Here is a 14,081-nt window from a genome sequence, read left to right on the forward strand (position 1 = left end):
TGCCGCCAGCGTTCAATCTGAGCCAGGATCAAACTCTTCAGTTCAAACCTGTTACTGTTTTCGGTTCGGTTAAGAACCGGTCGCTCACTCAAAGCTGACAGGAATATGAATCACTTCATAAACCTGACTTACTTTAGTGTGAGACTCTTGATACTTTCGCTATCTGATCCGAGGATCAGCTCGCTGTCATCAAGCGCCCACACTTATCGGCTGTTAATTTTTAAAGAGCAATCTGCGAGGAACTTCGTGTTTCCCGGCAGCGCTGCGTTTTCAGCAGCAGAGAAGCGAGATTATCAACCGTTTTTTGAGACTCGTCAACAACTTTTTTAACTACTTCGTTGCGACGACTGCGGTTTAATTTCGCGTGCGCTGGAATCGATAAAACCGACTTCAACAGCACCGCTTCCCTCTTCTTCCCCCGCGCCGTGTTTCGGTTAGCGCGAAAGAGGCGTGATTCTATGCATCTGCCCCGGTCTCCGCAACCCCTTTTGTGAAATATTTTTGACATGCTAGGGCGGAGACCGCTCAGCCTTCCCGGTGCTCGTATACAGGCGACACGGCAGGCGCAGCCTCGGTCGCCCTTGAACAGCCCCGCCGCATCGAACGCAACTTCCGTCGATTACCGCCCCACCATCGCCCTCACCACGCCGTCCCGCCGAATCAGCCCGTGATACAGCGCCGCGGCAAAGTGCGCGAGGAACGTCAGGAAGAACAGATACGCGAGCACGCGATGCGCGACCCGGAGCCACGCGAACGTCACCGGATCAGCCGACACCAGCGCCGGCAGCTGTACACCGCCGCCCAGCGTCACCGGATACCCGCCCGCCGACAGCATCGCCCAGCCGATCAGCGGCATCGCGACCATCAGCGCATACAGCACGAGATGCGACCCGTGCGCGGCCACCTTCTGCCACCACGGCAGATCCTCGGGCAACGCGGGCGGCTTCGACAGCACCCGCACCACGATCCGCACGCACACGAGCACCAGCACGGCCACACCCAGCGGCTTGTGAATCGCCACCAGGATCTCGTGCCGTTCGGAAACGGACGCCACCATCCCCACGCCGATGAACAGCATCGCGAGGATCATCGCGGCCATCACCCAGTGCAGCAGCCGCGCCGGCAAACCAAACGTCGTAGAAGCCTTCATCACCGTCCCTCCGAACTCAACCTGGCCACGCCGGCCACCCCGGCCTCTTCACTCGTGCGCCGCAGATACGAATCCGCATACGCCGCCGAGCGCGCCGCCAGCAGCGGATCGCCCGACACCTGGATCCCTTGCGGCAGCACCGTCGGGTCGTAATTCACGTCGCGGCACGGGCCGCTGTCCTGTGCCTCGACGCGGTCGAGCACGAGCGTGCCCGCGTCGATCGTCGTACGCTGCGCGGGCCAGACCTTCGTCGCGTCGTCCACCGGGTCGCCGGGCTCCGCCAGCGTGACCAGCAGCTTCCACTTCTGCGGGCCAGCCGCGATGCGCTGCGTCACGTCCTGCTGCAGGACGTTCGGATCCGCGGCCGTCGCGACGTCGCCGGCGCCGGCCGTCTGCTCCGGCACGACGCGCCACCGCACCGCCTGGCGCTTGCCGGCCGCGTCGACGAAGTAGAACGCGTTCAATCCGTAATAGCTTTCGGTGACGTAGCTCGCGCTCGGCTTCGCACCCTTCACCCATTGCAGGAACGCGCCCGCCTCCGGATGCGCGCCAAAGAACGCCTTCACTTTCGCCGGATCGGGCTTGCCCGTCTTCGGATCAGGGCGGGTCGCGAGCGTCTGCTCATAGAATGCCTGCGGCGTCGCGACCGGAAACACCGGCATCGCGTTCATCCCGGTCCGCCATTGCTCGCCGTCCGGCGCGGTGAGCTTCAGCGCGAGGCTGCGGATCGGCACGCTGCTGTCGGGCGCGTACGGATTCCCGCCCGGCAGCGCGAAGCGCCCGACCACCGGCGTGCGCACCGCGTTGAAGAACGGCGCGACCGAATACGCGCTCGCGGCGCCGTTGCCCTCGAAGTAGCCGGTCACGCACACGCCCTTCGCGTGATTGCGCCGGAAGCCGGGATGGACGCCGCTGTTGGTCTGCAGCGCGTCGACGAGCCGCTGCGGGGTCAGACGGGCCGGTGCGAGCCAGCCGCCCGCATAACCGAACGCGACGGCCACGCCGGCCACCGCGCCGCCGATCACGGCCCAGCGCCACCACCCGCGCCCTCGCCCGGGCTCGCGCTGCGGCGAAGAAGAGGAAGATTGCTTCATGAATGCGCTCCCGATCGTCAGATCATTGTCGAACCCGCTTAGGACGCCGCCCGCGCCGCTTTATTCCCCGAAAAAATTTTTCCTATGCTGGAGGGAATAATCGATGCCGGCCGACGTCCTACGCGGCATCCACGACCCTTTCGGCAACCGGCCCGGCCATGCCCTCCACCGCCCTCGACGACGAAGCATTACGCGAACTCATCCCCAGGCTGCGACGCTTCGCGCTCTGGCTGGCGCGCGATGTCCATGCGGCCGACGATCTCGTCCAGTCGACGCTCGAGCGCGCGCTATCGCGCTGGACGAGCCGTCGCGACGACGCATCGCTGCGCAGCTGGCTCTTCACGATCCTGTATCGGCAATTCCTCGACGGGAAACGCAGCGCGAAGCGCTACGCGTGGCTGCTCGGCCGCATCCAGGACGACGACGAAGCGCATTGGCCCTCCGCCGAACGCGAATTCACGGCGCGCGCGACGCTCGAAGCGTTCGGCCGGCTCCCGGACGAGCAGCGCAGCCTGTTGCTGCTCGTCGCGGTCGAGGGCTTCACCTATCAGGAAGCCGCCGACCTGCTGGAGGTGCCGATCGGCACCGTGATGTCGCGGCTCTCCCGCGCGCGCCAGGCGCTGCGCCAGCTCAGCGACGGCGAGCTTCCCGCTCCCTCCTTGCGATTGATGAAGAAATGAACACGCCTCCGAACGAACACGACCTTCACGCCTATGTCGACGGCCAGCTCGACGACGACGCACGCGCCGCGGTCGAGCGCTATCTCGCGCTGCATCCGGAGCGCGCGGAACAGGTGAAGCAATGGCAGCAGGATGCGCAGCGGTTGCGGGCCGCGCTGGAAAGCGTGCGGATGCCGCCCGACAACCCCGCGCTGGATCCGGCGGCGATTCGCGGCCGGCGCGCGGAACGCTCGCGGATGCGGTTCGCGATGGCGGCTTCGTTCGTGTTCTGCGTCGGGCTCGGGACGTTCGGCGGATGGCAGGCGCGCGGGTGGAACGCGGCGCCGCCCATCGCGCCGATGAGCGATGCGGTCACGGCTTACCGGATGATGGTGGTCGATCAGACGGCCAAGGTCGACTACCGGCCGACCGGTGCGGGCGATTTGCAGGGATGGCTCACCAAAGGCGTGGGCGCATCGGCGAAGCTACCGGATTTGAGCGCGGCGGGGTTCCGGCCGGTCGGCGGGCGGTTGTTCACGACGGACAGCGGCGCCACGGCCGCGATGGTGCTCTATCAGGATGACGCCGGGCAGACGCTGAGCTTTTATCTCCGGCCGGCGGAATCGGAACATCGGCTGCTGCCGAATGGGCAACGCATGGATGGCGCGCTGCTGGCGCGGTATGGGTCGGTGAACGGGCTCAACTATGCGGTGGTCGGGCCGGCGGGGAGTCTCGGGGAAAAGGCGGTCGTGCAGGCGCTTGATCAGCAGACTTGAAGTGGCCGGTTGGCGGTCAGCGGTGGCCGTCAGCGCCTTTTGCGGTCGGCCCGGCGGGCTTGAACGGGCGCACGCTCACCACTCCCTTGCACAGCGTTTCGACTGTCTTTCCCCGGTTGTTATGCACATTGAGGCAACGTCGGCGCCCTCACCTTTGAAATCACAGGGTTTCGAGTCGCCGCGGAACAGGATGTCCACATCGATCATGGGTAAGCGATCTGGCTTCCGAGGTGGACTACGATCCTGTTCGTCCTGGTAGAACAGCCGCCGATATCTGGCTACCGGCAAGCATCTTGTTTGCTCGGCGCACAAACACCCAGTGCCAAACCCAGAGGAAAACCGCAACGCCGCCGGCGATGGCGCCCATGGTATTCGGTATCAACGAAACAACCTGCGCAAGACACCACCCGATGCCGCTGATCCGGCCGAACGAGCGCAAACCCGACAGAGCGGGATTGATACGAGACTCCGCTTCCAGCGACTTCGCAACGTTGGAAATAATGAAGAAGTCCTCGATGAAGTTGTACGGCAAGAGGAACATGAGCCAGACGCTGTTAGGTTCGGCCGCACGCGATCCCTGGTTAACCGATTTCAGGGTAGTCCGGAGGTCGCTCGCGTAGGCATAGACCAGAGCCAGGAAAACCGTGATGGCGACGATGCCGCCGATTGTCCCAAGCCTATCCATTTCGCCGAGAATGCCTCCGTCTTCCGAGGGACGGATAAGCGGATAGGCAAGCCCAAAGGCAATGGGGATGCTCAGAATGGCTTTGAGAACGGTCCGGGCAGTTGCGCTCATGTGTATCGGATCGATAGCTGCGTTGTCACCGGCAGCATAGCGAACGATCATCCTCGCTAGGCGACTTTGTCCTGGTATATGCCGCCTTCTCTCGCGACGCTAGCCGAGTCGGTGTCTGAACCGCACCGGGAATCGTGGAGGCCAGTTGGTTTAATCGTGGTGACGCTGCATGCGGATATCGTTCGGCTCGCTCACCTTGGGTCTGCACAGCGTTTCGAGTTGCATGGAAGCGCGATATCCACAACCCGTGAGGTGGTGCAAACATCCTCGCCGAATTCGCGTACCCTCACCCGTTGAATGCACAGGGTTTCGAGTGTCTTGGCTGCTCGATATCCACACGGAATTCAACCACGGTGGATCGCGCGGAAACTACCGCATCATCGGCCCTGTTCCGGAAAGCCCTGCCAGACAGGGCATTCGGGCCGATTCGTGTGGTTGAATGCAAGGCGCTCACCCGTTCGATGCACAGCGATTCGACTTGTTGGGTGTGCGAGTTGTCCACATGCGGCTCGCCGGCAAGTGCACGAACGTGATGCACCTTCCCCCGGCGTTCGCATCATGGAGCCGGCAGTTCTCCGCTCAGTCGTGCGCTCGCGCATCCGGATCGGCTTGTCACGGTCCGAATTCGCCGGGATCCGCTCCCGACTTGCGATCCGGGTACATGCTCACCATTTACGCGCACAGCGTTTTGTGTCGTTTTGTGCGGCAGTTATCCACACGCGAAGGTCGACCAACTTCACGGCATCCGCAGTCACTTGGTTCGATAAACCCCGAGAATTTCGCCGGTTTCCGGAGAAACGACATACTGGATCGACGTCCCAAGCGGACTCGCATTGCCGAGCCCACGCATGCCGGGCGGCATCTTCGCACGAACGTCACGCTGATGACGTGATCCTCGGGCGTTGGATGCGCCCTGGCTTCGCTTTCGTCTTCGATGCAGATCTCGAAGTTGTGCAGATCCTGCCCGGTCGTCGCGAAGTCGTCATAGGCGGCCTTCAGACCGAGCAGCGTCGCGGTATTGAGCCGGACGGAACAGCGATCGATCCTGCCGAAATTCAGCTTGCTCATGGTGTTCTCTGGATATCACGGGTTCGGGCTCGTCTGCGACGCTTGCCGTAGCTCGAGGAAATACTGTGATTCGTCGTGGATGACGCCGTCCGCGTATCGCTTGTCTTCCCACAGCAGTCGCCAGCGTGTCTTGACGGACACTCTCGTGTCGTAATCTCTGAGGTTCGGCGCGCGTATATCGCGAATGAGGTAATTGAAACAGCCGTTGCCGTGCAGGCTGCGATCGCCGATCGGCACAATACCCAGCAATTTCGATTGCTCGACAGCAACCGGTTCCCAGATGCCGTCGCAAGGCACCTTCTCGCCCGTCTTGATCACCGTGCCGACTGGTTCCGGAACCTCGGGCAAGTCCTCCGGAAACACTGGATACGGAAGCGTGTAGAAGGTGTTCTCGTATGCCCTCGGAGACAACAGCAGCCCTACCGAGCGCAGTTGCGCCAGATCGCTGTTCAAACTCGACGGCTCGAACGGAGCACTCTCCATCTGGTATTCCGATGCGTGCAGCAGTTGGGCCAGCGCGTCAACCTTCGGCGGATAGGGGGCGAACTGCGTACCACGCTCCCAGTAGTCGTAATGAGGGAAGAAATGCGCGTTCAAATAGTTAGACCGATCGACTGCGTATTGCAGGGGCTGGCCGCGCTGCCAGACAAACCGGTACCCGCGAGCCAGTTCCGGTAATCCTCGATCGTAAGCGGCGAGTACTTCGAAGATGGTTGGCAGATGGTCTGCCGGCACGAGCTCCTGATCGTCTTCAGGCCAAGTCTTCACCGCGTTCTCGTATTCGTTCGCGAAGATCGCAAACGCATCGCGCTTCCGCTTCCAGAGCGAATAACTAGTCAGACGTTGCAGCAGCCAGAAAATCCTGCGCCGCGTCGCGTCATCCGCCATGTCGTACTGCTTGATCGTATCCGTCATCTCTGCCAGCTCTTTCATTCGGTTGCATCGCTCCGTTGAAAGCATCGATCAATCACGCACGGCATCAATGCAGTTCGATGACGTACTGCCCCGGCTCGTGCGATGTAATCGAACGACGCCAGCGCCTCAGCGTAGTCAATGATTCGATCATCTACCTGTGCCCCTCATCAGCCGGTTCATGCCGTCATGAATCGCTCGCCCTTGTAGCGGCAACACAGGACCTCCGCTTCCGGGATCGACATGCGTTGCTCGAACACGATGTCGCCCGGGTGTTGCCGCATCCGATGCACGACTGCGTCGATATCGAGCGTGTCGAGCCCGGTCAACGAGGAATCGGTCATGTGCCGTGAGCCTGGCCGTCGGGCCTTTGCATTCTGAATGCCCGCGATTCTACAGACATGGGGACTCACGCACTGCTCGGACGTATCACAGCCTTTCGCTTCGTTCCTCTGCCCGCCGCACGCAGTGCATATCCCGAGCAGATCACAGTCGGCGGACTGTGCTTATCCAAAGGTGTTAACAGGGTTCGTATATATACGTAGTGATAGTTAACAAGTCCTGTGGCCCACGGTGGATAACCTCCGTAACGCACTGAATCTTCGACATGAAGCGAAATGCATAACCCTGGGTGAGCGACGTGAACAGCGCCCGGCAGCACAGAACAACTCTTCGTCGATTCGCCGCTTCGCCGACCTATCCTCAATCATTCCACTGTGAATCCAGAGGCTTGCCGGACGGTTATCCAGAGGGCAATGTGGATAACACCACAGCGCATCGACGCGTTTTGCTGTGACGCGAGCACGTGAAGCCAACGTTCCCGGCATCGCCAGACACCATCGATCGTCAGCATCCACACGCGCCGTTTCAAAAAATTTTCACGAAGGGGCTTGTGCTCCTCAAAAACCCTCTCTATAATTCGCGGCTTCTTAGGCTCGTAGCTCAGTTGGTTAGAGCACCACCTTGACATGGTGGGGGTCGTTGGTTCGAATCCAATCGAGCCTACCAACGAACAAAATGAAGGGGTCCGGCAGCACAACTTGCCTACAGGCAACGCGGCTCGCCAAACATACAAACGCCACGCGGCAACATCGCGTGGCGTTTTTCTTTTCCGGTCCGAAACAACGCATGAAGCCCCGATGCGTTGCGCGAATCGCGGCATCGCATTCTCTCCGGCGTCCCGACCTGCCATGCAACGGTCGCTGCACGGCGCGTAGAATCGTCTGTGCATCGACGTGGCGGCTTCGCCCATCGCCCGATTTCCACCGCATCAGAACAACGACGCGCGCTCCGCGCGACTGAGAGCACACGACATGTCCGAGGTCACGACCGCCGCATCGTCCGCAAGCAACGACGAAATCGCCGCTTACGTCGGCAAGAAGGCCGCCTGGTTCGAGCGCAAATGGGCGATCGCCGAAGCGCGCAAGAGCCGGCAGTCATGGAACTGGGCCGCGTGTTTCCTCGGCCCGGTCTGGATGGCGTATCGATGCATGTACTGGCAGGCGGCCGCCGTGCTCGCCGCCACGCTCGGCATCACGCTGGTCGAACTGCTATACGTCCCGACCTACTTCGTATCGAGCGCGCTCGACCCGGCCACGATTGCGATCGCGGTCTCGCTCGGCTGGTGCGGAAACAGCCTCTACAAGCGGCACGTGGAACGCCGGATCGAAAAACTGCGCCCGAGCGCGACATCCCGCGAATCGTTGCTCACGCTGCTCGAGGCGCAAGGTGGCACGAACTGGCTGGCGGCGGCCGGTTTCGCCGTCGCGACGCCGCTGCTCGGCCTGCTGATGTTCACCACCTTAGGCGCGATGTACTGATTGCGCTAGCCGGCGATCGGCGAAGCAGAAAGAAGAGGGCGGATGGCGCCGTCGCCATGCATCCGCATGGCATGCGGCGCCGGCTCGCGTCACCTTCAGTGCAGATGCTTCAATTTGTCAGGATTCCGGACGACATAGATCGCGACGATCTTGCCGTCGTCGACCTCCAGCGCGGTAGTCTGCAGTTCGCCATCGGCTTCCAGCGTGACGAATCCCGGCAAGCCGTTGATGAACCCGGCCCGCACGAGCTTCGACGCCTGCGTCGCGAACAGCTCGGCCAGGTACGCGTGCACCCGCATCACGAGTTCGAAGCCGAACACCGGCTTGCCGGCCGCCGTGCGCTTGCCGCCGCCGTCGGAATGCAGGCTCACGTCCTCGGCGAGCATCGCACCGAGCGCACGCATGTCGCCGCTGCGCGATGCCGCGAAGAACGCCTCGGCCAGCGCGATCCCGCGCTGCTTCTCTACATGAAACCGCGGCCGCGCCTCGCGCACGTGCGCACGCGCTCGCGCGGCAAGTTGCCGGCACGCGGCAGCGTCGCGCTGGATCGTGGTCGCCACTTCGTCGAATTCGAGGCCGAACACGTCGTGCAGCAGGAACGCCGCGCGTTCGAGCGGCGACAGCCGTTCGAGCGCGAGCAGCAGCGGCAGCGTGACGTCTTCCTGTTCGTCTTCCTCGACGACCGGCTCGGGCAGCCACGGGCCGATGTAGGTCTCGCGCTGATGCCGCGCGGACTTCAGCTGGTCGAGGCACATGCGCATCACCATGCGGCGCAGGAACGCCTCGGGCACGCGCACCTCGGTACGGTCGACGTCCATCCAGCGGATGAACGCGTCCTGCACCATGTCCTCGGCATCCGCGACGGAACCGAGCATCCGGTACGCGACGCGGATCAGCGTGCGGCGCAGCGGGTCGAAGCTCGCCGCCGCATCGGCCCGTGCTTCGGCGCTGCCCGTGGCCGGGGCGCGGTCCGTCATCAGGCCACCATCTTCGCGGCGGCGGCCTTCGCATCGGCCGGCTCGATCCACAGCCCGAAGCCGACGGCAAGCCGGTTCCAGCCGTTGATCACGTTGATCATCAGCGTGAGTTTCACCTGTTCCTCCTGGCTGAAATGATCGTTCAGCGCCGCATAGGCCGCTTCGTGCGCGGCGTGGCCCTCCGACAGCCGCGTGAGCGCCTCGGTCCAGCCAAGCGCCGCGCGTTCGCGGTCGGTGTAGCAGGGCGCTTCGCGCCACGCGGCAAGCAGGTAGATGCGCTGCTCGGTCTCGCCTTGCTCGCGCGCCTCGGCGGTGTGCATGTTAATGCAGTTCGCGCACGCGTTGATCTGCGAAGCGCGGATCTTGACCAGCTCGATCAGCGTCGGCTCGAGGCTTCCGGCAGCGGCGACCGATACGGCCATCCAGTTCTTCATCAGCGCGGGGGCGGCGGCAAACGGATTGAGTTTCGCAGTCATGGTTCCTTCTCCTTTCGTGTGGGTTCCGCTGACATGACGAGCGAGCCCCCCGCGCGTGTGACATCGACGCAAAAATTTTTCGAAACGCGCACGGGTGCGGATCGCAAGCGAAGGGCAGAGCGGTTCGACGCCGTGCCGATGAGCGCACACGACGGCGTTCGTCGGACAAACACGCACGCCGCGCGGCTGTCATGGGCCGTCAGTAGCCGCCCGCGCAGGCCGGCATCCGGCAAAGCCCGTCCGGCCTGGCATTCCCGCGTCGTCGCGCCTCCGGCACACGTTCATCCAATGCTTTCATTTGTCTTTCTATCGCGTTTCACCGGCATCCCGATTCGCAGCATTCACATTTCTGGACCATACTGTTCTGCACGGGCAGATGAAGTGACGCCGCATCCGCGGCCCGGCGCGCGCGCCGGCTGCCCGACGACGCAGCAGCAGGTCGCACGTCAGCCGCGCGCATCATGCGCAAGGCTTTCCTTTTTCCGGCAACGCAACGCAGCGCATCGCGCCGTGGACGGTAAACCGATGAGCCTCCTTGCCTCACAGCTTCAGCGCCGTTACCAGGACGTGCGCTCCCATAGCGTCGCACTGACCGCGACGCTGTCCGCCGAAGACCAGGCCGTGCAGTCGATGCCCGACGCGAGTCCGACGAAATGGCATCTCGCGCATACGACCTGGTTCTTCGAAACCGTCGTGCTGATGCGCCGCGTGCCCGGCTACGCGCCGTTCGACGACGCGTTCCAGTTCCTCTTCAATTCCTATTACGAAGCGCTCGGCCCGCGCCATCCGCGGCCGCAGCGCGGGCTGCTCACGCGCCCGTCGCTCGACGAGGTGCACGCGTACCGGCAATACGTCGACGACGCGATGCTGCGCGCGCTGGCCGGCGCCGATGCGGCGCTGCTCGACGCGATCGCGCCCGAGGTCGTGCTCGGCCTGCATCATGAGCAGCAGCACCAGGAACTGATCGTCACCGACATGCTGCATGCGTTCTCGTGCAATCCGCTGAAGCCGGCGTTCCGGCCGCGCAACGGGATGGACGGCAGTGCGATGGCGACCGGCGACGCCGGCGCGCTGCGCTGGCTGCATCAGCCGGGCGGGCTCGTCGAGATCGGCCATGACGGCGACACGTTCTCGTTCGACAACGAACGGCCGCGCCACACGGCGCTCGTGCGACCGTACGAAATCGCGAACCGTCTCGTGACGAATGCGGAGTTCGCGGCGTTCGTCGCCGATGGCGGTTACACACGCCCCGAGTTCTGGCTGTCCGACGGCTGGGCGACGGTGCAGCGGGAAGGATGGCAAGGGCCCGCGTACTGGATGCCCGACGACGACGATGCGGCCGCCACGCGCGTGCGGCGCACGTTCGGCCTGCACGGCGTCGAGCCGCTCGCGCCGGACGCGCCGGTGTGTCACGTGAGCTTCTACGAAGCGGCCGCGTATGCGGAATGGGCCGGCGCGCGGCTGCCGACCGAATTCGAATGGGAAGCCGCGTTTGCCGCCGAAGGCATCCGGCAGATGCTCGGGCACGTATGGCAGTGGACGCGCTCGTCCTACGAGCCGTATCCGGGCTTTCGGCCGCTCGCGGGTGTCGCGGCCGAATACAACGGCAAGTTCATGGTCGGCCAGCAGGTCCTGCGCGGCAGCAGCATCGCGACGCCGCCCGGGCACGAACGGCCGACGTACCGCAATTTCTTTCCGCCGGCGGCACGCTGGCAATTCACGGGAGTGCGACTTGCGCGAGACGTCTGAGCAGACGGCCACGAGCGGTGGCCAGCAACCCGCCCGCGATGCGCGGCCGAGCGCGTTCGAGCGCGACCTGATCGACGGACTGTCGCGCACGCCGCGCAGCATTTCGCCGAAATACTTCTACGATGCGGCCGGCTCCGCGCTGTTCGACCGCATCTGCGAGCTGCCGGAGTACTACCCGACGCGCACCGAGCTCGGCATCCTGCGCGATCGCGCGACCGAGATCGTGCGGCGCGTCGGCCCGCATGCGGAACTCGTCGAATTCGGCGCCGGCTCGCTCGAGAAGATCCGCGTGCTGCTCGACGCGTTCGCGGGCAACTATGCGAACGCGCCGGCACGCTATGTGCCGGTCGACATCTCGGCTGACTACCTGCATGGCGCGGCCGCGCGACTGCGGTCGGCCTATCCGTGGCTCGACGTCGCGCCGCTCGCGGCCGACTATACGAAGGCCGAGCAACTGGCCGCGCTGACCGCGACACCGGCGCGGCGCATCGGTTTCTTTCCCGGCTCGACGATCGGCAATTTCTCGCGGGAAGAAGCCGACGCGTTCCTGCGCGATGCCGCGCGGCTGCTGCGCGGTGGCGGCCTGCTGGTCGGGGTCGATCTCGTGAAGGACGAGCGCACGCTGCACGACGCGTACAACGACGCGCAGGGCGTGACCGCGCAGTTCAACCTGAACCTGCTGGTGCGCGCGAACGCGGAGCTCGGCGCGGACTTCGACATCGCTGCGTTCTCGCATTGCGCGTTCTACGACCGCGATCGGCAGCGCATCGAGATGCATCTCGTCAGCGACGTCGCGCAAACCGTGCACGTGCGCGGCCATGCGTTCCGCTTCGAAGCCGGCGAGCGCATCCATACGGAGAACTCGCACAAGTTCACGATCGACGGCTTCCAGGCGATCGCGCGCCGCGCCGGGTTCGAGCCCGATACCGTGTGGACCGACGCGGACAACCTGTTCAGCGTGCACTGGCTGCGCAGCGTCGACGACATCCGCGCTTGACCCGCGCGTTAGCGAACCGCTCGCGCCGCGCGGTGCGGGCGGTTCGCATCCCGCGCACGCCGGCCGGCCCGATCGAATCGCCCGGTTTCGTGCCGAAACGCCCTTTTTACCGGTGCGATGCACCGTCGCAACGGTGTTTCGAGTGCGGCCTCCCCCTTGTCCCGCAAGGGTTTGCGGCTCTTCGTAAACGTCCGTTACCTGTCTCGCATACCCGTTTCACCTGTGTCCGTGTCCGGTGCCTAGACTCCGAACCGTATTCACATGACGCACGACACGTGCAGGGAGTCGCGAGATGAGCAAGAAACTTATTCTCGGTGCAGTTCTCGGTGTAGCGGCGCTGGCAGCTTCGGGCGTCGCGTCGGCCCACGTCGACCTGTCGGTCGGCATCGGCGTGCCGGGCGTCTACGCGGCGCCGGCACCGGTCTACGTCGCGCCGCCGCCGCCCGTCGTGTACGCGCCGGTCGGCTACCGCGATGACGGCTGGCGTGGCGATGGCTGGCGCCAGCGCGAATGGCGCGAACACGAGTGGCGCCGCCGTGAATGGCGCGAGCACGAGTGGCGTGACCGCGGCGGCTGGCGCGGCGGCCGCTGGGACTGAGCGGCCCGGTTGATTGCCACGAGAGGAGAGTGACAACATGAAACCCATTCGACACATCAGCGTGTATGCCGCGGCCGCTGCCGTAGCGCTCGCAACGATCGGCAACGCGCACGCGGCGGGCTGCATGAAGGGGGCGGTGGTCGGCGGGGTCGCCGGCCACTACGCGGGCCACCACGCGGTCGTCGGTGCGGTCGGCGGCTGTGTCGTCGGCCACCACATGGCGAAGAAGCAGGCGCAGGAGCAGGCCGCTCAGCACCGGGCGGCCGCGCAGGGCACGCAGCCGGCGCAATAAGACTTCATCACCGGGGCGGCGCCGAGGCGCCGCCACCGCCTGTTTCGTTTCCCGTTCACGCAGACCCGGATTGATCCGACGAATGCGCGCCACGCGCGCCGTTCGCCGTTACGATCATTTACAACGTCGTGCGGCGCGAATTTTGCGCGTTCATAGAATGCAGTCACACGAACGCGCTCCAGGGAGTACCAGATGAAACAGCAACGATATCTGTCCGTATTGACGGCCGCGCTGCTCGCGCTCGGCTCGGTGTCCGCGTACGCGGCGGCCGGCGGCAATGGCGGTGGCAACGGCGGCGGTCATGGCGCAGGCGGCTCGGGCGGCAACGCGGGCGGCATGTCCGGCGGCCACATGAGCGGTCAGGCGCTGAGCAACTCGAACGGCATGCGCGCGGGCGACCGCGACAAGGGCCTGTCGCGTGCAGCCGACCGCTCCGACACGATCGCCGACCGCGCCGGCGTGCAGCCGGGCCGCGGTCATACGCACGGGCATGCGCCAGGCCATACCGCGCATGCGTCGACGTCCGCGCATCGTTCGCATCACAACGCATTCGGCCGCACGCTGTAAGCACGGCGCACGCATGCGGGAAAAGGGAGAAGGGCGCTTCGGCGCCCTTTTTTCATGGCGGAAACGCAACGCCCCTGTTGCGCCGGAAGCTTGAGCCGACCCGATTTGCAACCAGCCGTAACCGCATGGCGCGCAGGCGAGAATACGGAT

Annotated in this window: 15 protein-coding genes, 1 tRNA gene and 1 pseudogene; 9 read left to right on the forward strand and 8 right to left on the reverse strand. The window is 64.4% G+C overall.

The features are described from left to right. Positions 1–619: 619 nt before the first annotated feature. Both HWX00_RS23270 and HWX00_RS23275 read right to left on the reverse strand, forming a co-directional pair. Positions 620–1,150: a cytochrome b gene (locus HWX00_RS23270; protein ID WP_167361859.1), complete on the reverse strand. Its 531-nt coding sequence runs from the start codon at positions 1,148–1,150 to the stop codon at positions 620–622. After that, positions 1,150–2,244: a catalase family peroxidase gene (locus HWX00_RS23275; protein ID WP_175028918.1), complete on the reverse strand. Its 1,095-nt coding sequence runs from the start codon at positions 2,242–2,244 to the stop codon at positions 1,150–1,152. The genes HWX00_RS23270 and HWX00_RS23275 overlap by 1 nt, the downstream gene beginning before the upstream one ends. A 158-nt stretch (positions 2,245–2,402) precedes the next feature. Between HWX00_RS23275 and HWX00_RS23280 the strand changes: the two genes are divergently transcribed. Together HWX00_RS23280 and HWX00_RS23285 are read left to right on the forward strand one after the other, a co-directional pair. Further along, positions 2,403–2,924 (forward strand): sigma-70 family RNA polymerase sigma factor, encoded by a 522-nt coding sequence (locus HWX00_RS23280; RefSeq protein ID WP_034188234.1) that lies wholly within the window; start codon positions 2,403–2,405, stop codon positions 2,922–2,924. Beyond that, positions 2,921–3,679, forward strand: coding sequence for an anti-sigma factor family protein (locus tag HWX00_RS23285; protein WP_175028919.1), 759 nt, complete (start codon positions 2,921–2,923; stop codon positions 3,677–3,679). Before HWX00_RS23280 ends, HWX00_RS23285 begins: the two co-directional genes overlap by 4 nt. A 235-nt stretch (positions 3,680–3,914) precedes the next feature. On the opposite strand, the gene HWX00_RS23290 is transcribed toward HWX00_RS23285, so the two are convergent. The 4 genes and pseudogenes from HWX00_RS23290 to HWX00_RS23305 all read right to left on the reverse strand — a co-directional run bounded on the left by HWX00_RS23290 (position 3,915) and on the right by HWX00_RS23305 (position 6,799). Then, entirely contained in the window at positions 3,915–4,475 is a 561-nt protein-coding gene (locus HWX00_RS23290; protein ID WP_175028920.1) for a hypothetical protein, read from the reverse strand. Positions 4,476–5,147: 672 nt separating this feature from the next. After that, complete coding sequence (locus HWX00_RS23295; RefSeq protein ID WP_226194229.1) at positions 5,148–5,543, reverse strand: hypothetical protein; 396 nt, start codon at positions 5,541–5,543, stop codon at positions 5,148–5,150. A 27-nt stretch (positions 5,544–5,570) separates the two neighbouring features. Next, a pseudogene (locus HWX00_RS23300) lies at positions 5,571–6,458 on the reverse strand (Imm72 family immunity protein); the annotation flags it as partial. 176 nt (positions 6,459–6,634) lie between these two features. Further along, on the reverse strand, positions 6,635–6,799 hold the full coding sequence (locus HWX00_RS23305) for a hypothetical protein (protein ID WP_175028917.1): 165 nt from the start codon (positions 6,797–6,799) through the stop codon (positions 6,635–6,637). Positions 6,800–7,386: 587 nt separating this feature from the next. Here HWX00_RS23305 and HWX00_RS23310 point away from each other — a divergent pair. After that, positions 7,387–7,463: transfer RNA gene (locus HWX00_RS23310), tRNA-Val, on the forward strand. A gap of 305 nt (positions 7,464–7,768) precedes the next feature. Then, on the forward strand, positions 7,769–8,275 hold the full coding sequence (locus HWX00_RS23315) for a DUF2628 domain-containing protein (protein ID WP_175028921.1): 507 nt from the start codon (positions 7,769–7,771) through the stop codon (positions 8,273–8,275). 95 nt (positions 8,276–8,370) lie between these two features. Here the strand turns inward: HWX00_RS23315 and HWX00_RS23320 are convergent, their stop codons facing one another. Together HWX00_RS23320 and HWX00_RS23325 are read right to left on the reverse strand one after the other, a co-directional pair. After that, the gene (locus HWX00_RS23320; RefSeq protein ID WP_175028922.1) at positions 8,371–9,252 is read right to left on the reverse strand and encodes a sigma-70 family RNA polymerase sigma factor; all 882 of its coding nucleotides are present in this window, start codon (positions 9,250–9,252) and stop codon (positions 8,371–8,373) included. Continuing rightward, positions 9,252–9,728, reverse strand: coding sequence for a carboxymuconolactone decarboxylase family protein (locus tag HWX00_RS23325; RefSeq protein ID WP_175028923.1), 477 nt, complete (start codon positions 9,726–9,728; stop codon positions 9,252–9,254). The genes HWX00_RS23320 and HWX00_RS23325 overlap by 1 nt, the downstream gene beginning before the upstream one ends. A 525-nt stretch (positions 9,729–10,253) precedes the next feature. On the opposite strand from HWX00_RS23325, the gene egtB reads away from it, so the two are divergent. The 5 genes from egtB (at position 10,254) to HWX00_RS23350 (ending at position 13,931) form a co-directional block, all read left to right on the forward strand. After that, positions 10,254–11,477, forward strand: coding sequence for an ergothioneine biosynthesis protein EgtB (gene egtB / locus HWX00_RS23330; RefSeq protein WP_175028924.1), 1,224 nt, complete (start codon positions 10,254–10,256; stop codon positions 11,475–11,477). After that, a complete protein-coding gene (egtD, locus tag HWX00_RS23335) occupies positions 11,461–12,474 on the forward strand; it encodes an L-histidine N(alpha)-methyltransferase (RefSeq protein WP_175028925.1) in 1,014 nt (337 codons plus the stop codon). The genes egtB and egtD overlap by 17 nt, the downstream gene beginning before the upstream one ends. A 292-nt stretch (positions 12,475–12,766) precedes the next feature. After that, the gene (locus tag HWX00_RS23340) at positions 12,767–13,072 is read left to right on the forward strand and encodes a hypothetical protein (protein ID WP_059559518.1); all 306 of its coding nucleotides are present in this window, start codon (positions 12,767–12,769) and stop codon (positions 13,070–13,072) included. A gap of 37 nt (positions 13,073–13,109) precedes the next feature. Then, complete coding sequence (locus tag HWX00_RS23345) at positions 13,110–13,364, forward strand: glycine zipper 2TM domain protein (RefSeq protein WP_034188223.1); 255 nt, start codon at positions 13,110–13,112, stop codon at positions 13,362–13,364. Positions 13,365–13,556: 192 nt separating this feature from the next. Continuing rightward, positions 13,557–13,931 carry a hypothetical protein gene (locus tag HWX00_RS23350; RefSeq protein WP_069705833.1) on the forward strand — a complete coding sequence of 125 codons (375 nt, stop codon included), beginning with the start codon at positions 13,557–13,559 and terminating at the stop codon, positions 13,929–13,931. Positions 13,932–14,081: the final 150 nt, after the last annotated feature.

Source organism: Burkholderia seminalis DSM 23518 (genome assembly GCF_902832885.1).
GTDB classification, from domain to species: domain Bacteria; phylum Pseudomonadota; class Gammaproteobacteria; order Burkholderiales; family Burkholderiaceae; genus Burkholderia; species Burkholderia seminalis.